The sequence below is a fragment of the Kitasatospora sp. NPDC058063 genome (genome assembly GCF_042885395.1).
Classification (GTDB): Bacteria; Actinomycetota; Actinomycetes; order Streptomycetales; family Streptomycetaceae; genus Kitasatospora; species Kitasatospora lactacystinica.
Map to the genome: position 1 here is coordinate 141,777 of NZ_JBHVSD010000018.1, position 20,546 is coordinate 162,322.

The 20,546-nt window shown below is 71.6% G+C and carries 21 protein-coding genes, 1 tRNA gene and 1 pseudogene; 13 read left to right on the forward strand and 10 right to left on the reverse strand.

Going from position 1 to position 20,546, the window contains the following annotated elements; all coding sequences use genetic code 11:
• Window positions 1–39 precede the first annotated feature (39 nt).
• Window positions 40–2,280 (reverse strand): MMPL family transporter, encoded by a 2,241-nt coding sequence (locus tag ACFVUY_RS28395; protein ID WP_387734536.1) that lies wholly within the window; start codon window positions 2,278–2,280, stop codon window positions 40–42.
• Between the two features lie 254 nt (window positions 2,281–2,534).
• Between ACFVUY_RS28395 and ACFVUY_RS28400 the strand changes: the two genes are divergently transcribed.
• Complete coding sequence (locus ACFVUY_RS28400; protein ID WP_387734538.1) at window positions 2,535–3,851, forward strand: sensor histidine kinase; 1,317 nt, start codon at window positions 2,535–2,537, stop codon at window positions 3,849–3,851.
• Entirely contained in the window at window positions 3,848–4,627 is a 780-nt protein-coding gene (locus ACFVUY_RS28405) for a response regulator (protein ID WP_387734541.1), read from the forward strand. The genes ACFVUY_RS28400 and ACFVUY_RS28405 overlap by 4 nt, the downstream gene beginning before the upstream one ends.
• Window positions 4,628–4,725: 98 nt before the next feature.
• On the opposite strand, the gene ACFVUY_RS28410 is transcribed toward ACFVUY_RS28405, so the two are convergent.
• Window positions 4,726–5,238: a cytochrome P450 gene (locus tag ACFVUY_RS28410; protein WP_387734544.1), complete on the reverse strand. Its 513-nt coding sequence runs from the start codon at window positions 5,236–5,238 to the stop codon at window positions 4,726–4,728.
• Between the two features lie 398 nt (window positions 5,239–5,636).
• On the opposite strand from ACFVUY_RS28410, the pseudogene ACFVUY_RS28415 reads away from it, so the two are divergent.
• A pseudogene (locus ACFVUY_RS28415) lies at window positions 5,637–5,975 on the forward strand (hypothetical protein); the annotation flags it as partial.
• 81 nt (window positions 5,976–6,056) lie between these two features.
• Window positions 6,057–6,794, forward strand: coding sequence for a hypothetical protein (locus ACFVUY_RS28420; protein WP_387734653.1), 738 nt, complete (start codon window positions 6,057–6,059; stop codon window positions 6,792–6,794).
• Here ACFVUY_RS28420 and ACFVUY_RS28425 read toward each other — a convergent pair.
• The gene (locus ACFVUY_RS28425) at window positions 6,791–7,348 is read right to left on the reverse strand and encodes a hypothetical protein (protein WP_387734547.1); all 558 of its coding nucleotides are present in this window, start codon (window positions 7,346–7,348) and stop codon (window positions 6,791–6,793) included. The genes ACFVUY_RS28420 and ACFVUY_RS28425 overlap by 4 nt on opposite strands.
• Window positions 7,349–7,703: 355 nt before the next feature.
• Between ACFVUY_RS28425 and ACFVUY_RS28430 the strand changes: the two genes are divergently transcribed.
• Window positions 7,704–7,777 (forward strand) — tRNA-Met (locus ACFVUY_RS28430).
• Between the two features lie 151 nt (window positions 7,778–7,928).
• Window positions 7,929–8,075 (forward strand): hypothetical protein, encoded by a 147-nt coding sequence (locus ACFVUY_RS28435; RefSeq protein WP_387734550.1) that lies wholly within the window; start codon window positions 7,929–7,931, stop codon window positions 8,073–8,075.
• A 228-nt stretch (window positions 8,076–8,303) separates the two neighbouring features.
• Here ACFVUY_RS28435 and ACFVUY_RS28440 read toward each other — a convergent pair whose 3' ends face one another.
• Window positions 8,304–9,917: a peptide chain release factor 3 gene (locus tag ACFVUY_RS28440; RefSeq protein WP_387734553.1), complete on the reverse strand. Its 1,614-nt coding sequence runs from the start codon at window positions 9,915–9,917 to the stop codon at window positions 8,304–8,306.
• A 571-nt stretch (window positions 9,918–10,488) separates the two neighbouring features.
• Here ACFVUY_RS28440 and ACFVUY_RS28445 point away from each other — a divergent pair.
• Window positions 10,489–10,884 (forward strand): hypothetical protein, encoded by a 396-nt coding sequence (locus ACFVUY_RS28445; protein ID WP_387734556.1) that lies wholly within the window; start codon window positions 10,489–10,491, stop codon window positions 10,882–10,884.
• Between the two features lie 583 nt (window positions 10,885–11,467).
• Window positions 11,468–11,689: a hypothetical protein gene (locus ACFVUY_RS28450; protein ID WP_387734557.1), complete on the forward strand. Its 222-nt coding sequence runs from the start codon at window positions 11,468–11,470 to the stop codon at window positions 11,687–11,689.
• Between the two features lie 132 nt (window positions 11,690–11,821).
• Here ACFVUY_RS28450 and ACFVUY_RS28455 read toward each other — a convergent pair whose 3' ends face one another.
• Window positions 11,822–11,983, reverse strand: a complete 162-nt coding sequence (locus ACFVUY_RS28455) for a hypothetical protein (RefSeq protein ID WP_387734559.1) — start codon at window positions 11,981–11,983, stop codon at window positions 11,822–11,824.
• Window positions 11,984–13,035: 1,052 nt separating this feature from the next.
• Here ACFVUY_RS28455 and ACFVUY_RS28460 point away from each other — a divergent pair.
• Window positions 13,036–13,317 carry a MerR family transcriptional regulator gene (locus ACFVUY_RS28460; protein WP_094745409.1) on the forward strand — a complete coding sequence of 94 codons (282 nt, stop codon included), beginning with the start codon at window positions 13,036–13,038 and terminating at the stop codon, window positions 13,315–13,317.
• 369 nt (window positions 13,318–13,686) lie between these two features.
• On the opposite strand, the gene ACFVUY_RS28465 is transcribed toward ACFVUY_RS28460, so the two are convergent.
• From ACFVUY_RS28465 to ACFVUY_RS28475, 3 genes are all read right to left on the reverse strand, one after another.
• Window positions 13,687–14,067, reverse strand: a complete 381-nt coding sequence (locus tag ACFVUY_RS28465) for a CBS domain-containing protein (RefSeq protein WP_387734561.1) — start codon at window positions 14,065–14,067, stop codon at window positions 13,687–13,689.
• A 156-nt stretch (window positions 14,068–14,223) separates the two neighbouring features.
• Entirely contained in the window at window positions 14,224–15,771 is a 1,548-nt protein-coding gene (locus ACFVUY_RS28470; RefSeq protein ID WP_387734563.1) for a DEAD/DEAH box helicase, read from the reverse strand.
• A 369-nt stretch (window positions 15,772–16,140) separates the two neighbouring features.
• Window positions 16,141–16,344 carry a cold-shock protein gene (locus tag ACFVUY_RS28475; protein WP_030918248.1) on the reverse strand — a complete coding sequence of 68 codons (204 nt, stop codon included), beginning with the start codon at window positions 16,342–16,344 and terminating at the stop codon, window positions 16,141–16,143.
• A 515-nt stretch (window positions 16,345–16,859) separates the two neighbouring features.
• Here ACFVUY_RS28475 and ACFVUY_RS28480 point away from each other — a divergent pair.
• The 3 genes from ACFVUY_RS28480 to ACFVUY_RS28490 all read left to right on the forward strand — a co-directional run bounded on the left by ACFVUY_RS28480 (window position 16,860) and on the right by ACFVUY_RS28490 (window position 17,973).
• Window positions 16,860–16,991: a hypothetical protein gene (locus tag ACFVUY_RS28480; RefSeq protein WP_387734565.1), complete on the forward strand. Its 132-nt coding sequence runs from the start codon at window positions 16,860–16,862 to the stop codon at window positions 16,989–16,991.
• 122 nt (window positions 16,992–17,113) lie between these two features.
• Window positions 17,114–17,518 carry a hypothetical protein gene (locus ACFVUY_RS28485; RefSeq protein WP_387734567.1) on the forward strand — a complete coding sequence of 135 codons (405 nt, stop codon included), beginning with the start codon at window positions 17,114–17,116 and terminating at the stop codon, window positions 17,516–17,518.
• A gap of 92 nt (window positions 17,519–17,610) precedes the next feature.
• Window positions 17,611–17,973, forward strand: coding sequence for a hypothetical protein (locus ACFVUY_RS28490; protein WP_387734569.1), 363 nt, complete (start codon window positions 17,611–17,613; stop codon window positions 17,971–17,973).
• 392 nt (window positions 17,974–18,365) lie between these two features.
• Here the strand turns inward: ACFVUY_RS28490 and ACFVUY_RS28495 are convergent, their stop codons facing one another.
• Complete coding sequence (locus ACFVUY_RS28495) at window positions 18,366–18,647, reverse strand: MerR family transcriptional regulator (protein ID WP_387734646.1); 282 nt, start codon at window positions 18,645–18,647, stop codon at window positions 18,366–18,368.
• A gap of 908 nt (window positions 18,648–19,555) precedes the next feature.
• Between ACFVUY_RS28495 and ACFVUY_RS28500 the strand changes: the two genes are divergently transcribed.
• Window positions 19,556–19,768, forward strand: a complete 213-nt coding sequence (locus ACFVUY_RS28500) for a hypothetical protein (protein ID WP_387734572.1) — start codon at window positions 19,556–19,558, stop codon at window positions 19,766–19,768.
• Between the two features lie 358 nt (window positions 19,769–20,126).
• Here the strand turns inward: ACFVUY_RS28500 and ACFVUY_RS28505 are convergent, their stop codons facing one another.
• Window positions 20,127–20,525, reverse strand: a complete 399-nt coding sequence (locus ACFVUY_RS28505) for a DUF2267 domain-containing protein (RefSeq protein WP_387734575.1) — start codon at window positions 20,523–20,525, stop codon at window positions 20,127–20,129.
• Window positions 20,526–20,546: the final 21 nt, after the last annotated feature.

A 20,546-nucleotide genomic window follows, 5' to 3' on the forward strand; every position in this document is an offset into this window, starting at 1 on the left:
CCTCGGTGGAGACCGGTGCGACCGGTGCGACCGGTGTGCTCAGCGGGTGCCGAGACGGTCCGGGGCCGGGCGCGGGGCGGCCACCGGGGCCGAAACGGTGTCCGGTGCCGAGGCGGTGTCCGGCACCGTCGTGGTCGGGGCGGCCGGGGTGGGGCGCAGGGGCCACCAGAGGGAGCGGCCGAGGAGAGCGGCCAGGGCCGGGACCACGCCGAGCGAGAGGACCAGGGCGGAGAGCAGGATGCCGAGGGTCAGCGAGAAGGCGATCTGCTCGCTGCCCGGGGTGGTCGCCAGGGTGGCGAAGGAACCGGCCAGGACGAGACCGGCCGTGGCGACGGCCGGGGCGGTGTGCCGGACGGCCCGGGCCACGGCGGCGCGGGGCGCACCGGGCCGCCGCATCTCCTCACGGATGCGGTCGGTGACGAGGATGTTGTAGTCGGTGCCCAGGGCGACGACGAACAGGAACAGCACCAGCGGGAGCGTGAAGGCGACGCCCGGCTCGCCCAGGCCGTGCTGGAACAGCAGCGTGGCGGCGCCGAGGGTGGCGGCGAACCCGAGGCCGACGGCGAGCATCAGGACCACCGGGGCCAGCAGGCTGCGCAGGAGCAGCAGCAGGATCAGGGCGATCAGGGCGGCCGCGACGGGGAAGACCACGGTCAGGTCGTGGTCGACGGCGGTGGAGATGTCGGCGAAGACCGCCGCCGTGCCGCCGACGTGGGCGCTGGTCCCGGGCGGGGTGTGCGCGGCGACCGCGGCACGGACCGGGCCGGAGGCCAGGTCGCGGGCCCGCTGGCTCTGCGGGTCGGCGTTCAGGTAGACCTCGATCCGGGCGGCGCGGTGGTCCTCGTTGAGGACGGTCCGGCCCACCTGGCCGACGCCCTCGACCCCGGTCAGGGCCCGGGAGAGGCCGTCGAACCGGCCGGTGTCGAGGGTGCGGCCGTCCTGGGCGACGAGGTAGACGGTCGTCGGGTCGGAGACGCCGGCCGGCAGGGCGCGGGAGATCTCCGCGGCGGTGGCCGCGGCCGCCGTCGTGGAGCCGTCCGCCAGGCTGTAGTCCATCCGGAGCCCGACCGTGCCGGCGGCCAGCGCGCCGAGCAGGGCGACGGAGGCCGCCAGCAGCGCCAGCGGCCGGCGGGCGACGAGGCCGCCGAAGCGGGCGGCGACGCCCTCCCGCGGAACCTGCCGCAGACCGCGCGAGGGCCAGAACATCCCGCGGCCGCAGGCGGCGAGCAGGGCGGGCATCAGGGTGAGGCTGCCCAGCAGCATGACCAGCACGGCGACGGCGATGGCCGGGCCGAGCGAACGGAACTGGCCGAAGGTCGCCACGCCCAGGGTGGCGAAGGCGGCGACGATGGTCAGCGCCGCGGAGGTGATCGCGGTGCCCACCCGGCCCGCCACCTCGGCGGCCGCCTCCCGGGCGGGCTGGTCGGGCCGCGCCCGCAGTTGCTCGCGGAACCGGAAGAGCAGGAACAGCAGGTAGTCGACGCCGATGCCGAGCAGGACCACGGAGATCAGGCCCGGGGTGGAGGCGTCCAGCTTCAGACCGGCGAGCGCCGCCGCGCCCGCCACGGCTCCGCCGGCCGCGCCGCCGATCACGGCGACCGCGAGCAGCGGCAGCACGGCCGCGAGCACGCTGCGGAACACCAGCACGTTGAGCAGGACGATCAGCACCGTCACGAGGGCGCTGCCGATCATCGCGGCGGTCCGGTTGGCGTCGGTGCTGTCGGCGGCCTGGGCCAGGCCGCCGGTGAACCCGGTACGCATCCCGAGGTCGGCGAAGCGCGCGCGGGCGTCGTCCCGGAAGGCCTTGTAGACGCCCTGCACCCCCTCCTCCGTCGCGTTGCCGGTCAGCTCGACCGAGAGCAGTTCGAAGGTCCGGTCGGGCGCCACCATGGCGGGCGCGATCCGGGGCGTCTGGGAGTGGTCGGGCACGAGGAACTTCGGCTCGTCCTCCTTCCTCGGCATGACGACCCGGCGCTCGGCGAGCTTCGCCGCCCCGGCCTCGACCTTCTGCTGGTCGGCGGCGGTGAGCGCCCCGCCGTCGGTCCGGGCGACCAGCACCGTGACCGTGGTGGCGTCCGGCTTCACGCCGAAGTTGTCCTCGGCGATGCGCAGCGCGGCGGCCGAGTCGTAGCTGCGCGGCAGGAAGTCCCCGCTCTGGGACCCGGTCACCCGGGACATCAGCATCGGTGCCAGGACGCTCAGCCCCATGCCCAGTACCGCCCAGACGGCGATGACCTTCCACGCGTGTCTGGTGGAGAATCCGGTCAGTGCGCGGATCACGATTCCTCCGGCTGATGGACGCGAACGTCGGTGTCGGCGCCGGGGGTTCCCGGCCTGTCTCCAGACCATCAGGGCGAGGGGGTCCCGGGCGTCCGGGCAGCGGACGATCCGCGCCGGGGCCCGCGGTCCTCCACCCGGTACGGAACCAGGACCGTGGTCCTGGTCCGCCCTCCCGGCGTCGGCCGCGGGGACCACGTCCGGGCTGGAGGGCCGATGCCAGAATGGCTGCGTCAGTGATCAGCCGGGAGGACCAGATGAACGGGCGTCAGCGCGCCGGGGCGGCCGCGGGTACCGACGGCCCGCCGGGGGAACGGACGGCGAACGGCGTCGACGGGCGGCCCGGGCGGTGGACCGGCGGGCGGCCCGCGCGATGGGCCGGCGGACTGCCGGGACGGTGGACGGACGGGCTGCCGTGGACCCAGGGCGACGCCCTGGTGGCCGTCGGCGCCGGCACGATCGACCTGATCGGGTACCTGCTCCTCGGTCGGATCGCCGACGGCCAGGGCATCGCCGTGCCGGTCTTCACCCTGGTCGCCCTCTCGGGCCTGCCGCTGCTGGCCCGGCGCAGCCGCCCGGTGCCGGCGCTCGCCGCCGTCCTGGTGCTCCAGACGGCCGTCGAACTCTCCACCGCCCCGGCCGGCACCCGCTTCGGCGCCGTCCTGAGCGTCGCCCTGTACTCGGTCGGCCGCAACTGCACCGTCCGGGTCACGGTGGCCGCCGGCGCGGCGACGGCGGTGGTCACGCCGCTGAGCCAGGGTCACTTCCACTCCCTGACCTGGGAGGGGGTCGTCGCCGCGCCCTTCTCCGCCGCCCTGGTGGGCGGCGCCGGTCTGGCGGTCTCGCGCTGGCAGCGGGAGGTGGCCGCCAACCGCCAACTGCTGGCAGACCGCGCGGTCGCCGAGGAGCGCCGCCGCATCGCCCGGGAGCTGCACGACATCGTGGCCCACCACATCACCACCATGCAGCTGATGGCCGGCGGCGCCCGGGCCAACCTCGGCAGGCCGGAGGTGGTCCGGGACGCCCTGGTCACCCTGGAGTCCTCGGGACGGCTGGCCCTGCGCGAGATGCGCCAGCTGCTGAACGTCCTGCGGACCGGCGACGAACCGGACACCGCCCCGCCGCTGCCCCAGCCCGGGGCGGACGAACTCGACCGGCTGGTGGACGAGTCCTGCCTGGCCGGGCTGTCGACCGAGTTCACCGTCGACGGGCCCCGGCGCCCGCTGCCGCCCACCGTCGGCCTGACCGTGTTCCGGATCGTCCAGGAGGGCCTCACCAACGCCCGCAAGTACGCCGGCCCCGCCCGGGCCTCCGTCCGCCTGGCGTACCACCCGGACCGGGTCACCGTCGAGGTGCGGGACGACGGCGGCGGCGCGCCCCCGCCGGAGTGCGCCCCGGGTGCGGGCCGGACGGGGTACGGCCTGATCGGCATGCGCGAGCGCGTCGCCCTGCACGGCGGCACCCTGGAGACCGGCCCGCAGTCGGGCGGCGGCTTCGCCGTGGTGGCCGAGCTGCCGCTGAGCTCCGCCGAATCGTCCGAGGCGGCCGTCCAGCACGGCGGGGCGGGCCGATGACCGACCCGACCAGCCGTGCCGACGGCACCGGCAACGCCACCGCCGCCACCACCGGCACCGACGGCGCCGGGCCGACCCCGGCGATCAAGGTGCTCATCGTCGACGACCAGCCGCTGGTCCGCCGCGGCCTGTCCCTGATCCTCTTCCCCGACCCGTCCTTCGAGGTGGTCGGCGAGGCCGAGGACGGGGAGCGGGCCGTCGCCGCCGCCCTCCGGCTGCGCCCCGACGTCGTGGTGATGGACATCCGGATGCCCGTCCTGGACGGCGTCGGCGCGACCGGGGAGCTCGCCCGCGTCCTGCCCGGCTGCCGGGTGCTCGCCCTCAGCACCTTCGACATGGACGAGTACGTGGTCGCCGCGCTGCGCGCCGGTGCCCACGGGTTCCTGCCCAAGGACGTCTCCCCGGAGGAGCTGGCCACGGCGATCCGGACCGTGCACGCCGGGGAGGCGGTGGTCGCTCCGAGGCTGCTCACCCGGCTGATCTCCGCCTACGTCCGGACTCCGGGCGCCACCGCCGCGCCGCCGGCCGCCGCCACCGGCACGGACGACCTCACGCCCCGGGAGGTCGAGGTGTGGCGGCTGATCGCCACTGGCCTCGACAACACCGCGATCTCGCTGGCCCTGGACATCAGCGTGTCGACGGTGAAGAACTACATCACCAGCATCTTCGGCAAGCTCGACGTCCGGGACCGCGCCCAGGCGGTCATCGCGGCCTACGAGTCCGGCCTGGTCACCGCCCGCACCGGGAACGGCGACCAGGCCGGAGGGCGCGCCTAGCCGAACGGCCGCGCCGGCCGCGGCCGGCCGCCCGGAGGGCTCACCGGGCCGGCGCCTCCGGGGGCACCGGCCGTACCGGCCGACGAGGCGCGTCCCTTCTAAGTCCACTGGACCGGCAGCGACTTGAGGCCGTTCTGGAAGTTGGAGACCAGGTGCCGCGGCGGCCGGCCCGGCACCAGCGCGAGCCCGGGCAGGCGCTCGATCAGCCGGCGCAGCATCGATCGCAGCTGGAGCCGGGCGAGTTGGGCACCGAGGCAGAAGTGCGGGCCGTGGCCGAAGCTCACGTGGTCGTTCGGGCTGCGGGTGATGTCGAAGCGGTCCGGGTCAGGGAACACCGCCGCGTCCCGGTTGGCGGAGGCGTGGTAGACCACCACCTTGTCGCCCCGCCGGATCGTCCGGCCGCCCAGCTCCATGTCCCGCGTCGCCGTGCGGCGGAAGTCCGTCACCGGCGCCCAGTGGCGCAGCATCTCCTCGACGGCGGAGGGCACCAGGTTCGGGTTCGCGCACAGCAGTTGGTACTGCTCAGGCTGGCCGAGCAGGGTGTACAGGCCGCCGGGCAGGCCGTTGCGGACGGTCTCGTTCCCGGCGACGGCCGGAAAACACGCAAACATGTCCCCTCCACCCCAGATGGGCCGGTTCGAGGAGGGCCGTTTGCCGTGCAGGAAGTCGATCTCTATCTCCGGAAGTCCCAGGTCGTCCGCAACGCCGATCCGCGCGACCTGTTCTCCGTGGAAGCGCAGGAGGCTGCCGGCCGCGCGTGGGCGGCACGCGAGGGCAAGCGGGTGCGAAAGGTCTGGGTGGACAACCTGTCCGCCTGGTCGGACGTCGTCCGCCCGGAGTTCGATAAGGCTCTCGCCGCGGTCATGAACAGCGAGGTGCCCTGCCTGTGGAACTTCGCCATGGACCGCTTCACCCGCAAGGGGATCGACGAGATCGGTCCGGTCCTGGGCAAGGCCCGGGTCATCTTCGACTACGAGGGCCTGGACAGCTCGATCGAGCGCGATCGTCGGTGGATCACCGACCGCGCCGAACAGGCCCGCGAGTTCTCCCAGCGGCTGAGCACAACGTCAAGACCACCAAGGCGCGCCAGCGCGAGACCGGACGGTGGTCCGGCCGCGCGCCGTTCGGCCTTGAGGCCGGAACGGACCGCAAGCTGCGTCACGACGACAAGTGGCCGGTCGTCGAGCGCATCGTCACCGACCTGGCCGGCGGTGCCATCCGCGGCGCAGAAGAGCCCGTCCCCGCGCGAGCTCTTGCCCGAATACTCACCGGCGAAGGCATCGATGCCCCGGAAGGCGGTCCCTGGCGCCCGGGCGCGGTCATCGCCATCGCACGCAACCCGGTCCACCTCGGCTGGATGCCGATGCCCGGTGACGGCAACCGCTACCAGCCTCGCGAGTACCGGAACGCCGACGGTGACCGTGTCCGCGTGATGGCCGACGAGTGCGCCCCGCTCCCCGAAGAACTGGTGATGCGGGCCCGCGCCGCGCTCAGCGGGCACAACACGGGCGGCCCACGCGTCGGCCGAGCCCACCACACACTCACCGGTCTGTCCGGATGCCCGGGCTGCCTGGGTCCCATGCAGGTCGGCGGGAAGTACTACCGCTGCTCACGCCACGCGGCGGGGCTGTTCTGTCCCTGCCCCGCGCTCGTCTCGATCACGGCCCTGGAGGGCTACGTCTTCGACTGCTGGGGCGAGATGCTCGGCAACGCACACCCGGACGACCCGCTGGTGCCGGCGGTCGGCCAGCGCTGGGGCGCCCTGAACAACCCGCAGGACGCCGCCGCGGCCGCGGCCGCGCGCGAGCGGATCGCCATGGCCGAGGCCCCCGTGCGCCAACTCGCGGACGACCGCGCCGCCGGCCTGTACGCGGGCGAGATGGGCAAGCATTTCCCGCGCCTCGTCCGCGAAGCGGAAGCCCGCCTCACAACGGCCCGTGATCACCTCAAGGAGCTGTCCCCCACCCACGTCGACGTCGGCTTCCTCATCGGCCAGCCGGAGAACGCCACCCGCTTCATCCTCGACGCCGATCCCGCGGCCCGCCGCGAACTTCTGCGGCTCGCCATCGACAAGATCTGGGTGTCGAAGGGCCGGCAGGGCTACCGCTTCGACGGCGAGAAGCGTGTTCGCATCGAGTGGGCTGTGCCCATGACCGAAGCAGCCTAAATGCTTGTCGAGGAGGGACGTCTTCGCCTCCTCGTCCACCCGTCGTCCTCGCTCTCGCCGGCGACGGTGATCACCGCAATGGCGGCATCAACATAGCCGCCGCTCCACGCGATGTGGGGCTCTGCAACCTCGTCGTTGTCATCGGCGCTCCCGTCCTCGTCGGCTCCCGTGGGAGTCAGGAAGCGCTCGACAGCGAAGCGGCACAGCTCGGTGCCGCCGGGGTGAGCCACCTGGTGGGCGCCCTGCCCGACCGTGGGCAGGGCGTACTCGGCGATCACCCGCCCGTCGGCGGCGTCCACGACCAGCCAGCGGTCTCCGCCGTCGCCCCGGCCCGGCATGGCGTCCGGCCGAAAGATCCATGCGCGCGAACCATCCAGTGAGAAGGCGCAGTTGGCGAGCCCGATCGAGGAGTTCGCCGGGGCTGTGAAGGGGATCCGCCAGTGCACCGCGCCGTCGGCGTCCAGGCGTAGGGCCTCGTGCTGGGTGGCGGCAAGGACGTAGCCGGCGTCAGGCGCGAAGGCGGCGCCCCACGCGTCACGCGGGCGATCGTCCAATCGGAACTACGGGCTCGTTGTCGGCGGCCGAGAAGTCCACAGCGAGCAGCGAATCCGGATGCGCGGGAGTGGGACGCGATGGCAGCGTCCAGCCCCTTTCGGGAGCTGAACCGCCCGACCTGAGCGTCGGTCGCCGTGCATGCGGTGGACGATCAGGGCGACGGTCGCCCGCAGCCAATTCGTCTCCGAGACGGCGATTGCGTACGAGCTGTCCGCTGGTGACCAGCCATCCGGCAGGTGACGCTCATGATGGATTCCTGGGCAGCGGCCGCCACCTGCCGCAGGCATATTCTCGGCGGCGGCGAAAATGAGATTTCGCGCTGTGCGGGAAGTGCCGTAGAGTCGGTGTCACCGACGCGGGGTGGAGCAGCTCGGTAGCTCGCTGGGCTCATAACCCAGAGGTCGCAGGTTCAAATCCTGTCCCCGCTACTACGCAACAAGGCCGGGCCCGTCGCACACAGTGCGACGGGCCCGGCCTTCGTGTTGGTTCGGTCAACAATCGATGGCGGTGTCGACCTCGATTCGTCAGCGGTGAGCGGGCCGTGATCATCCTGGCGCTTTGCCCGTAATTTCCCCGTTGATGGAACGCTGGGCATGCCGACGCGAACTCCTCGACCGGACGCTGATCTGGGACCAGCGCCATCTCCTGCACGTACTGCGAGAGTTCGAGGACCACTACATCACCCACCGCCCCCACATCACGCACTCCACCAGGACACGTCACTGACACCACGGCCCGTCCCGATCGCCGATCCCGGGCGGATCCCCCGACTGGACGTCCGCGGACGCGACCGTCTCGGCGGCACCCTCCACGAGTACCGACATGCCGCATGACCTGCACGGACAGACTTATCGGCACCCACAGGGGCGGCGCGCGCCGGAAGACCCCCGGCAGGGGCCGCATCATGCACCGTCCGCCGTGCCAAGCGGCGCCGCCGTGCCGAGAGGTCGGTGATCAGTCCGCCGTGGCGATCAGCGGCTGGAGCAGGACGTCGGGCTGGGCGCGCTGGAAGGCGTTCAGGTGCCACTTGTCGGCGAACAAGGCCAGCAGCACGTCGTCCGAGCGGCGGGTGAGCACCTCGCCGTTGGTCAGGCGGGCTTTGGCCAGGGCTGCGGCGCCGTCGGCGTCGGTGATCCGGGCCAAGCGGTAGGAGAGCTGGTCGAGGGCGATCGGGGAAGAGAACTCGTGCTCCATCCGGTGCAGGATCACGTCGAACTGCATCGGGCCGACCGCAGCCATGACCGGCGCCTGGTCGCCACGCCGGTCGGAGACCAGCACCTGGATCACGCCTTCCTCATCGAGTTGGGCGACGCCCTTGCGGAACTGCTTGGAACGGCTGATGTCCTTGGGCCGTGCCACCGCGAAGTACTCAGGGGCGAAAGCAGGCAGCGGGGGAAATTCAGTCTTCTTGCCGGTGTGGAGGGTGTCGCCGACCCGCAGCGCGCTCGCGTTGATCAGGCCGACCACGTCGCCGGGGTACGCGGTGTCGACCACGGTGCGCTCGGCTCCGAAGACGGTGTGCGCGTACTTGGTGGCGAAGGAGCGGCCGCTGGCCGCGCGGGTGACGTGCATGCCGCGCTCGAAGACGCCGGAGCAGACTCGGACGAAGGCGATCCGGTCGCGATGGGCCGGGTCCATGTTCGCCTGGATCTTGAACACCAGGCCGGAGAACTCCTCGCCGACCTCGCGGCTGCCGCCCTTGGCCAGCGGGCGGGGCCCGGGAGCCGGAGCGAGGTCGACCACGGCGTCCAGCAGGGGCTTCACACCGATGTTGGTCAGCGCGGCACCGAAGAAGACCGGGCTGATCTTGCCGGCCTCGAAGGCTTCCTGGTCGTAGCCGGGGCCGGAGGAGAGCACCAGCTCCAGTTCCTCCAGCGCGGTCGTCCAGGCTTCGCCCTCCTGCTCGGCGGCCTTCTCGGAGGTGAGCTGCTCCTCGAGGGCAGCATGCGTGCCGGCTGGCACCTTGGTGTAGCGCAGCATCTGCTCGGTGTTCCCCGCTTCGACCAGGCCGCGCAGGTTGCCCGCGTTGCCGACCGGCCAGACGACCGGGACGGGGGTGATCCCGAGGTGCGTCTCGATGTCCTCGAGCAGGGTGAGTGCATCCCGGCCGCGCCGGTCCCACTTGTTGATGAAGGTGATCACGGGGACGCCGCGATGGCGGCAGACCGCGAAAAGCTTACGGGTCTGCTCCTCCAGGCCCTTGGCAGCGTCGACCAGCATGATCGCGCAGTCGACGGCGGCCAGCACCCGGTAGGTGTCCTCGGAGAAGTCGGCGTGGCCGGGGGTGTCGACCAGGTTCATCACGTGGTCGCGATAGCCGAACTGCAATGCGGCCGAGGTCACCGAGATACCGCGCTCGCGTTCCAACTCCATCCAGTCGCTGGTCACGCCGCGCCGGTCACCCTTGGCGTGCACCGCGCCGGCAGATGTGATCGCCCGCGCGTGCAGCGCCAGCGCCTCGGTGAGCGTGGACTTGCCCGCGTCCGGATGGCTGATCACGGCGAAGGTCCGTCGGCGGCCGGCCTCATGAAGGACCTGCGGGACGGGGACAGTCTGTTCGGTGCTCACGTGTTTCCTCGGGTACGCATCGGCAGCAGGCCGGGTGACGCCTCTCCGTACCTGGTGAGCCGAGGATCAGGTCCACAGGCCCAGGAAGCGATAATAGGCTGCCGGGCGGCATGACCCCGAAATTCCCGTTTGCCGGCTGCTGCCCCGGCTCCAGCTGGGAAAACAGCCGAACTGCCAGGAGTCGAAGCCGAGGCCGAGCCGGTCCAGGGTCCCCAGCCACGGGTTGCACCGGCCCGCTCGGAGTGGATTGTCAACTCGCCTTCCTCGACGCCCTGTTTGGCGACGGTGCCCTAATTGAAGCGCCGGGTGACCTCCTCGCTCTCGCAACCGGCCACCTGCGGGGATCAGAGACGGCAAACGCCTGTATCCGGGTGGCCGTTTTCAGGGATCGCCATCACCACGAACCACCGCGGCTGCGCCATGTCCGGGACCGGCTCACCACCAGGCCCCACCGCCCCGGTCTCCTTCACCTGAACGGTGGTAGTGACCGGCACGGCTCCCGCCTCGGATACCGTGTTCCTACACGGGGTGCCATAACGGATGTGGCGCCCCCTACGGAGGTAACCAGCGTATGAGTTCCAAGCGCAGCCAGAATCCAGCCCTGCCCGTCCTCGACGACGCATACCGGCTCGCGTCGGTCAAGGACACCGAAGAGTCCACCCGCGACTTGGCCGCACGGCTGGCCACCACCGAGCTGCGCCGCGTCTCCCACCCCGGCCGGGTCACCTGGGATCCCATCGATCAGGCCGATCCCGTACCGGCCCCGCCGACTGTGGTCGACGGTGACGGGGACCTGTGGCTGCGGGACCGGGGCACCGGCACCTGGACCATGCCCGAATTCGACCCGAAGACGTTCCCGGCCCGGTGTGGCGAGGTTCTGACGTGGAATCAGCTCGCCTGTGAGTACGGCCCGCTGACCGCACTGGCCAACGACCGCCACATCGGCGGCGGCGGCCGCCGCCGATGACCGCGCCGCCCTCTGAGTAGACCGCACCCCGGAAGGACATCGACGCGGCCCTGACAGTGGCCCTTCTCCCCGACCGGGCTCGGATCGGGCAACACGGTCCGGCGGTTGTTCTGGCCGTGTGCCCGCTTTGAGGTGTTGCGTGAGCCGGCGGGCAAGCAAACCGCCGCCACGGGATGCCTGACCTGACTGGTGATGCCCTGGGAACAGGCCCACAGCAGCGGCCGAGGCGGAGCGCACCTGCTCCCTGGTGGGGCCGCTGAGCTGCACTGATCTTCGTGGAGTCCTTGAAGCCTGGGTTACGATCCAGGCGCAAGGAGAGCCACAGCAGTGCCAGCACCGCGCAAGTACTCCAATGCCGCGTAGTTAACGTGAATCCGCAGGTTGCAAGTCCGCTTCGTGTAGCGGTTCTTGCTGGTCGGGCGGGGCCCAGTCGGGTGCAAGGATGCAGGTCACGGGGGCTGGCTTGAGGAGCATGCCCTCCTTGACCGAGCGGCCGAGTTCGGCGCTGACGCCGCGGTGGCCGGAGAGGCCCAGCTGCTTGGCGATCTCAGCCGCACGCCAGGCCCGGTTGGGGTCCGTACGCTTGATCTGGAGGGTCCGGTCGAGCACCCCCACCGCCCCCCTGGACGCCAGCCTCACCGCCCTTGCCCAGGTCGCCGCCGCCCAGGCCGCTCTGCCCCTCGAAGACCTGTGCCGGACCCTGGCCGACGCCCACCTCGGCGACGACATCGCCGTCCTCGCCCTGCGCACCTCGCCCGCCGGCACGACCCACGGGACACCGGTGACACACTCCCGGGCCCGGTGAGAGGACGCACCCCGCCCGCGGGTCGGCCCGCTGCCGGCGCTCAGTGGTGGTCCCTGAGCGCCTCATCCGGGCCGCCAGCACCCGTGTCCATGATCTCGGCCGCTGCGCGGGAGTGCGGCGGACCGGCTCGGCCTATCGGGTCTCCGGCGGGCGGTCACCGTGCTGCCCGGTGGTGTCGATGGCATCGCGCAGGGCTGGCAGGTCCGCGATGGCGGCCTGCTCGGCGAAGCGGGCCAGCAGCCGACGAAGGACCCGCTCGTCCCGGTCGCGGACGGCTTCGGCGATGGCCGTCACAAGCGACGCCTGTATATGCGGGTCGGGGGTGCGCACCTGCCGCGCGGTCTGCCGCGCTTCCAGCGCTCGCCTCCTGCTCACGGCCGCCTGGCGCGGCGTCCTCCGTCCTGGCGCGGCTGCGGCGGCCGGACCGCCCCGCCTGTGCGGGGCGGAGAATACCTCCCCGAGCAGCATCGAAAAATCTATGCCCGCTGAAGTAGACATTGCGGCTCACCGTGGTTAATGTTTCTCTCGTGGACGAGGTCAAGCGGTACCCGCCAGACATGAACTGGCGGGCAGCAGGACAGAAGTTCGCAGGTAGGAACGGTTGCAGGGCCCTGAAGCCAGGGATGGTCCATCAAGGCGACAGGGTCGGCGGCCGGGCCTGGCGGCCCGCAGGCATCAGGGGCCGCCACCGAGTGGTACCGATTTCGGCAAGTGCATGACCAGCAGGTGAAGTTGAGTCAGGCAGTACCGGCAGTCAAAGTACGCGGTATCCCAGTGAAGGCGCCAGGCTGCCGGCGCGCGTGCTGGGAGTCCGGCAGTGGGGTTCCAGGCCGAGTGGTTGAGCAGGACGGGCCACGGGGCTGGCTGCCGGAGCCGGCGGACCGCAAGGACCGCCACAGCAGTACCGGATAGTTGGCACTACCACGCAGTTCGCAGTACCAGCAGTTCCGAGTAGGTCGCAGTACCCGGAAGTTGGAAGTACCCGCAGTTCGCAGTTAATTCGGTCAGTACAGAGGATGAACGGAGGGGACAGAGCGCCATCAGGATCGCCCGGCCCGTGAAGCATCACCCGGGCGGATTCCGAAGACCCCAACGCAAGGACGGTGGTTTCCGGTCACGCATACGCGATCCCCGCACGCCCCCACCCCCGGGGCGAGGCGGACACAAGGAAGTCGGCCACAGGGCCGGCAGATGGTGTAAAACCCTTCGGGGCCCCGGGAGCCGCAACGGCCCCGGGGCCCCTCAGCGCGTCCCCCGACACAACAAGAAGAGGTGCAGTGACCACGGCAACCATCCGACCGCATACCCCCGACTCCCTCGACGACGACGACTACCCCGCCTACACCATGGGCCGCGCCGCCGAGATGACCGGCACGACCCCCGGCTTCCTGCGCTCCCTCGGCGAGCAGGGCCTCATCACACCGTTGCGCTCGGAGGGCGGACACCGCCGCTACTCCCGTTACCAGCTGCGGATCGCGATGCGCGCCCGTGACCTCGTCGACCAGGGCACCGCCATCGACGCGGCCTGCCGCATCATCATCCTCGAAGACCAGCTCGAGGAAGCGCTGCGCATCAACGAGCAACTGCGCGCCTCCCAGCACGGCCAGGAACCCGCGGCCGACACCTGACCCGCCCACCAGGGCGACGAGACCGGCCCGCGGTGGGCGCCAGCCGTGCACCGCCGGCCGCCCCAGAGACGAGTCCGCCGTTTCGGTGCACCGGACGACCGTTGCGCACCGTTCCGGCCGCCCGGCACCTGCCGCACCGGTCGCGGCCCTGCTGCACCGCCCGGCGTCGACCAGGTGTTGGGTGTGAGTTCCACCCCTGCGGAAGCCGCTTCCAGGCAGCGGGATTCCGGGGTCGGGTGAGGCCGCACCGACCTGCGCGTCCACTGCCCGGAGGGCCTCCCCCGGCGAGACACGGGGCCGAAGGCAGCGGTGAGGGATACTGCGAGCGGACAGGGCGATGGCCGGCGCATCGGCGCCGACGGGACGGTCCTAGAAGCTGAGCAAGCCGATGGCGTGGCCGTCATGGTCCACCACCGGCCACACGGCCAGGCCTCGGGCGCGCATGACGGCGGCCGCCGCGTCTGCGGGCATGTCAGCGGTGGCGAACGGGGCACGGTCGAGGACGACGGCGCGCACCGGGGTCCGCTCGGTGTACCAGGAGCGGGCCTGGAACGGCGCGAGGTGCAGGCGCGTCAGCAGCCCCGCACAGCGGCCGTCGTCGTCGCGGACCAAGAGGTGGTCGGCGCCGGAGCTCTGCAGGATGTCCATCGCCATGTCGACCATGACGTCGTCGCTGACCTGTAGCTCAGGGCATTTCATGAGGTCGCCGACCGTGGCGGTGGTCTCGGTGCGTTCGAGGGTGATGGTCATGGGCGGACTCCTTCGCGTATCCACCGCCGGGACCGGCGGTGGGCAGAACGCTGACGGTGGGACGGCTGGCGGGTGCGCCGGAGCGGGCCGAGAATGCTGTTCACTTGGTGAGCGGTGGAGCCGGGACTGCGGCGGCAGTCCCAGCCCCCGTACGCGCTAAGCGGCGAGGGCGACGCGGCGCGGTGCCCGGCGGCGGCCGGAGGAGCCCTTGTTGTCGCGGCCCGTGGCGGTTGCGCGGGTGTCGACTCCCGCGTGGGCGGGGCGGCCACGGCGGCCCCGGCTCGTGGACGCGCTGCGGCGGGGGCGTTCGACGACGGGGGCGGCGATCACAGTGGGTATGCCCGTGGGCGTGCGGGCGCCGGTGATGCGGGCCAGGTCGTCGCCGCCGGCGCTGACGCGGGTGGTGACGGGGGTGATGGCGGCCGTGTTCATCATGCGGGCCATCTCGCGGCGCTGGTTGGGCAGGACGAGGGTGACGACGGTGCCGGACTCGCCGGCGCGGGCCGTGCGCCCGCCGCGGTGGAGGTAGTCCTTGTGGTCGCTCGGCGGGTCGAGGTTGACGACCAGGTCCAGGCCGTCGACGTGGATGCCCCGGGCGGCGACGTTGGTCGCGATCAGCGCGGTGACCTGGCCGGTGCGGAACTGCTCCAGGGTGCGGGTGCGCTGCGGCTGGGACTTGCCGCCGTGCAGGGCGGCGGCCTTCACCCCGATCGCGAGCAGGTCCTCCACCAGGCGGTCAGCGCCGTGCTTGGTGTCGATGAACATGATCACCCTGCCGTCGCGGGAGGCGATGTGCGCGATCGTGGCGGCCTTGTCGTAGTTCTGCACGTGCAGCACGTGGTGCTCCATCGTGCTGACCGCGCCCGCGGACGGGTCCACCGAGTGGGTGACCGGATCCTTCAGAAACCGCCGGACCAGGCGGTCGACGTTACGGTCCAGGGTGGCGGAGAACAGCATCGTCTGGCCGCCCTCGGCAACCTGGTCGAGCAGCTCGGTGACCTGCGGCAAAAAGCCCATGTCGGCCATCTGATCGGCCTCGTCGAGGACCGTGACACCCACCCCGTCCAACTGGCAGTCACCGCGCTGGATCAGGTCCTTGAGGCGACCGGGGGTGGCGACCACGACCTCGGCCCCCTGGTTCAGGGCGTGGGCCTGGCGTCCGATCGACATCCCGCCGACCACGGCCGCCATGCGCAGCCGCACCGCGTGGGCGAACGGCGTGAGGGCATCGGTGACCTGCTGCGCGAGCTCGCGGGTGGGCACCAGCACGAGGGCCAGCGGGCGACGCGGTTCGGCACGCTGTCCGGCGGTGCGGGCCAGCACGGCGAGACCGAACGCGATGGTCTTGCCGGAGCCGGTGCGGCCCCGGCCGAGGACGTCACGCCCGGCCAGCGAGTTCGGCAGCGTGGCGGCCTGGATCGGGAACGGCGCGGTGACGCCCTGCCGGGTCAGCACCGACAGCAGCGCCTTCGGCATGTCCAGCTCGTCGAACGCTTCGACGGCCGGCAGCGCCGGGGTGGTGCTCACCGGCATTGCGAACTCGCCCTGAAGGGAGTGTCCCTGACGCGAGTTCCGGCCGCCGGTGGGCCGGTCGCCATAGAAGGAGCTGCCGCCGGAGCGGGACCCGTGGGAACCGCCGGAGCGGGCGGAGGCCGAGGATCGGGAGTTGGTGTTCTGGTACGGGGAGCGACTGGAGCGCTTCATGGGAGACCTTCCTGGGGCGGCACGCAGCGAGGCGGCTCCGCAGCGCCGGGCGCCGGCAGGAGATCGCGAGGAACGGGCCGAAAGTATGGAGAGGGCGGGGCGTGGACGGTGAAACCGTGCGGCACGTCACCTCAGGACCGCGCTCACCGCGGAGAGCGGGAGCGAAGAACCTCGAACCGTGAACTGTCACGGCAGGGCGCCGATCCGGACGCGGCGCTGTGCGTCTCGCGTGGGGATGGCCGCCGGTGGCGGAGCCAGGGGGCCGGAAACGGCCGGGGATGCGCGTCGCGCAATGCCGAGGGGCCCGCACCGGGCATCATGTACGCGGTGCGGGCCCCTCGCTACCAGGCGGGTGCCGTGGCAGAAAAACTACAGCGGACGAATGTTCTCGGCCTGCGGGCCCTTCTGGCCCTGCGTGACGTCGAACTCGACCTTCTGGCCCTCGAGCAGCTCACGGAAGCCGTTGGCGTTGATGTTCGAGTAGTGGGCGAAGACGTCGGGGCCGCCACCCTCCTGCTCGATGAAGCCGAAGCCCTTTTCCGCGTTGAACCACTTCACAGTGCCATTAGCCATAAAGAAATCTCCTTCAAGGGGCTGTCCGAAGCCCGCACAGCGCGTACTCCGAGTCGCTGCGATGAGCACCCACCCGGGGAAGAGCCGGGAAAGAAAAAGGCGCCTGCGATACATCAGCAGGCGCACACAAAGTTCATGGGAACCACTACTGCAACTAGGACGACTCTAGCAGGCCCGGGCCCGCCGCGGGCGGATATTTCGCCCCGGCTCTGCGGCACCCCGCCCCTGGCGCCGCCGACAACGAGGCGACATGGCGGCCAACATGCCTGGAAACAGGTCTGGTTGGGCATGCTCCCGCCCATTCGGCGCCGACCGCCGGCCCTCCCGGGGAGAGCGAGTCGTGCGGGCGGCGCGCACCTGCCTCCCCGAGACAGACCCGTGAAAGCGCGCCGCACCGAACCCGCCGATGCCATCCACGACCATGTGGACGGATTACGCGAAGTTCCCGTCGTGGCTCTGAACTTGCGTGCGCCGAAAAGACCCGCTCCCGCGACTTTCGGCGCATACTGCAGGGAATGTCGAAATCTGCAGCGGTTCGCCGCATCCTGCCCACCAGCCCATTCAAGGCCCGGATCGAGGCGCCGCGCAAGCACTTCGCCGTCGGCGCCCGCGTCACCCAGCCCTACGCCGCGATGTTCAAACTCTGACCCGAGCCGAACGGGCACCCGCCACTGCGCCTCTGGAACGGCGCCGGCGATGGCCGGAAAGGGCACGTCACGAGCCGTCATCGATGGCCGGCTCCGGGCCGGGCGGGCAGTAAACTCGGCGTGTGGATGACAAACATCTGTTTGAGTCCGTCTGTGCGGTGCTCGCCCGCCGAGGGTTCGAGCCTGCACCGCCCCAGGCCGCCGGACTCTCCGCCCGGCACCATCCAAAGACAGGCCTGGTATTGGGATGGAGTCCGGGCCAGGACCTGATCGGCCCCACCCTCCACGCCTGCCCGCATCCCGCCGACGCCGCCGGGCGCACCGAGTTCCGCGGCATCCGCAGCGCGCTGATACTGGCCCTGTCGGAGATCCTCGGCGCTGCGGGCTTCACCGTCACCCCTCTCGGAGTCGACCTGCTCGTCACCGCCGGCCCGCACGATCCGGGCGATGCCCCGACCCTCACGGATGCCCCCAACTGCCCCGCACCACGGCGCAGCCGACCGGCACGTCAGGTCGCCGCCGCGTAGCCCCCGGCCGCGCGGCCGGTGCGGGGTCCGTGGCTGCCATGACCACTGCCCAGGCCTGTGGGTCACGGAGGCAATGTCCTATTCTGGTGGGCATGTCGAACCCTGACGGGCTGCTCGTCGACATCGCGGCGATGGTCGAGTCCGAGCACAGCAACCAGATGTCCCTGACCGTGGTGGTCCCCGGAGCGGTGATCACCGGCAGACTTGCCCCGGTGACCCTGTGGTGGGAGCGGGTGGCGGAGGTCCTCCAGACCTCGGAGCACCTGAAGCCGTTCGCCGCCCTCTTCGCCCCGCCCGTCGACGGCCCGCCCGCACGGCCGACCCATCTGCATCTCCACCGGGCGAAGATCCTTCAGGGCGACTTCGCGCTGCCCCACACCGGCGGCATGTACCGCATCGCCATCGAAGACATCAGCAGCTGGACCATCGGCGACCTCAGCTACTCCGACTCCTGACAGCGACGGCAGGCCAAGTGGCCGCCCGGCTTGGCGTCGTACGTCCCCGCAACGAGGAGATGCCGAGCGCGTTGAGCGGGGTTCAGACCGCTGGTCCGGGTGCCGTGGAGATTCGGCGGCCCCGCCGGGGAGACGACGGGCGCAGCGGGCGGGCGGAAGGCGCCGACGCCCCGGGCGAGGCGGCCCATCTCGGAGCGGACCATCCCGAGCACCTGTCCGCGGCGGCGTCCGGCCCGGCCGCGCCCTCCGGCCGCCACGTCCTGTGCCGCGTGCGGTGCCACCGTTCGGGGCGACCAGAGCGTACAGCGCGAGGTCGCCCCCACCTTTCTGGCGCCTGCGGCGGGCGGCCGCACGGCTGGAGGGGACTGTAGGCCGGGAGCCCTACCGGTCCGTCAGGTGTCGGCGGCGGGTTCCTGGCCGTGCTGGGTGCGGCGGAGCTGTTCGTTGATGCGCAGGGCTTCTTCGAGTTGGTCTTCGAGGATGACGATGCGGCAGGCGGCCTCGATGGGGGTGCCCTGGTCGACGAGGTCGCGGGCGCGCATGGCGATGCGCAGCTGGTAGCGGGAGTAGCGGCGGTGTCCGCCGTCCGAGCGTAGCGGGGTGATGAGGCGGTGTTCGCCGAGGGCTCGTAGGAAGCCGGGAGTAGTGCCGGTCATCTCGGCGGCGCGGCCCATGGTGTAGGCGGGGTAGTCGTCGTCGTCGAGTTTGTCGGGTGTGTCGGGGCTGGTCGTTGTAGTCACTGCACCTCTCTGGTTCTCGGGGAGAACGCGTCGAGGGGCCCCGGCGCCGTGTCGGCTCCGGGGCCCCGAAGGGGAACAACACCACCTACCGGCCTGGGCCGGTCCTTGGGTTCCGCACTGCCCCGGGGGAGGGGGTGTGCGGGGATCGCGTATGCGTGACCGGAAACCACCGTCCTTGCGTTGGGGTCTGCGGTGTCCGCCCGGGCGAGTGTTCACGGGCCGGGCGATCCTGGTGGCGCTTGCGCCCTCCATTCATCCTCTGGACTGCACTGTCACTTCGTACTGCTGGTACTGCCGGTACTGCACCTGACTGTATTGCGTCCTGCTGGTCGGTGGCCGTGGTGGCCCACCCGGTCCGACAGCCAGCCCCGTCGCCCGTCGTGCACTTGCGTCGGCTCGGAACCCCACTGCCCGGATTTCCCGGTGCGCGCGCCCGCAGCCTGGGCGCCTTCACCGTGGTCATGCCTGTCTCGTGCTGCTGGTACCGCACTCACTGAACCGCGTACTGCGGGATACCGCTGACGGCGGCCCCTGATACCTGCGGGCCGCCGGTCCGGCAGCCAGTCCCGTCGCCGTCCTGCACCTGCCTGGCTTCGGAACTCCACTGCCGGACCGCACCGCGAACTCTGTCCAACAACCCCGGGCAGTTCGTGTCTGGCCGGTATCGCCGACTGCTGTCTACGAGAGAAACGCTAGACCAGCCCACGAGCAATGTCTACTCCGGCGCGCATAGATTTTGCGTTCGCCGCGAGTGAGGTACTCTGCCGGTGCGCGGCGGCGGCACCCCCCGTGCCGCCGCCGCGCACCGCCGACGAGCAAGCAGTACCGCGCAGGAGGCGGGAGTGGAGGACCTGGTGCCCGGAGCACCGGAGACCGCCCGGGACGGGCAGTCTGCCCTCGTGGAGGCGATCACCGAGGCCGTGCACGACGGCGACGACCGAACCATCCGCCGGTTGCTGGCCCGCTTCGCCGAACTGGCCACCATCGCCGACCTGTACGCCCTGCGCGACGCCCTCGACACCGCCCGCCCAGCTGGCGCCCACGGGCAGAGGTGACTCCTGCCGGGCCGCGCTCGCGGACCTGCCCGACCAGATGTCCAGGTCGATCCTGCGCCTGGCGTCGTGGTGCGCAGCGCGCTCGCCCTGGCTTGGCCGGGGCGAGGGAGCTGATGCCCGGTCGGGAGGCGAACTCCAGCATGGCTCAGCTGCTCGGCAGGGCTGGGCCGGTCACACGTGGCCGAGGTGGATGTCGCGGGTACATCGGCCTGGCGCCGGATTCGAACCGGTGCCCGGCGGTGGCGGTCCTGCGTCGTCGGCCTGTACTCCGGTCGCCGTCGGCCGGATTGACGGCCCGGCGCCGGCCGCCCTGCCACGCTGGGTGGCGGGTGGCCGGCGCCGGCAGTGCCGTCCCGGGTCAGGCCGCGATGGTGAGGTCGGCGCGGCCGAACAGGAGCGCGCAGCCACGGGGCAGGTCGGCGAGGAGGCGGTCGGTGAGGTGGTCGCCGACGAGGTCGGTGAGGGCGGCCAGGACGGAGGAGACGTCCCAGCGGGCGGCAGTGAGGCTGGTGTTCAGGCCGCGGGCGACGGCTTCGACGAAGGCCGGTGCGGCGACGGGTTGGGGCAGCGGGATCTGGTTGACGAAGACGGCCCGGGCGCGCTCGGGCAGGGCCGCGGCGAGGTCGCAGCGTTCCTCCCCGGTGAACTGGGAGCCGAGGACGGCCAGGACGGCGTGCAGGACGCGTTCGGCCTCCTCGTCGCAGGTGTAGCGGCCCAGGGTGCGGACCTGCTGGAGAAGGAGGCGGTACCGGGTCATGGCGGTGGCCTTCCAGGGGAC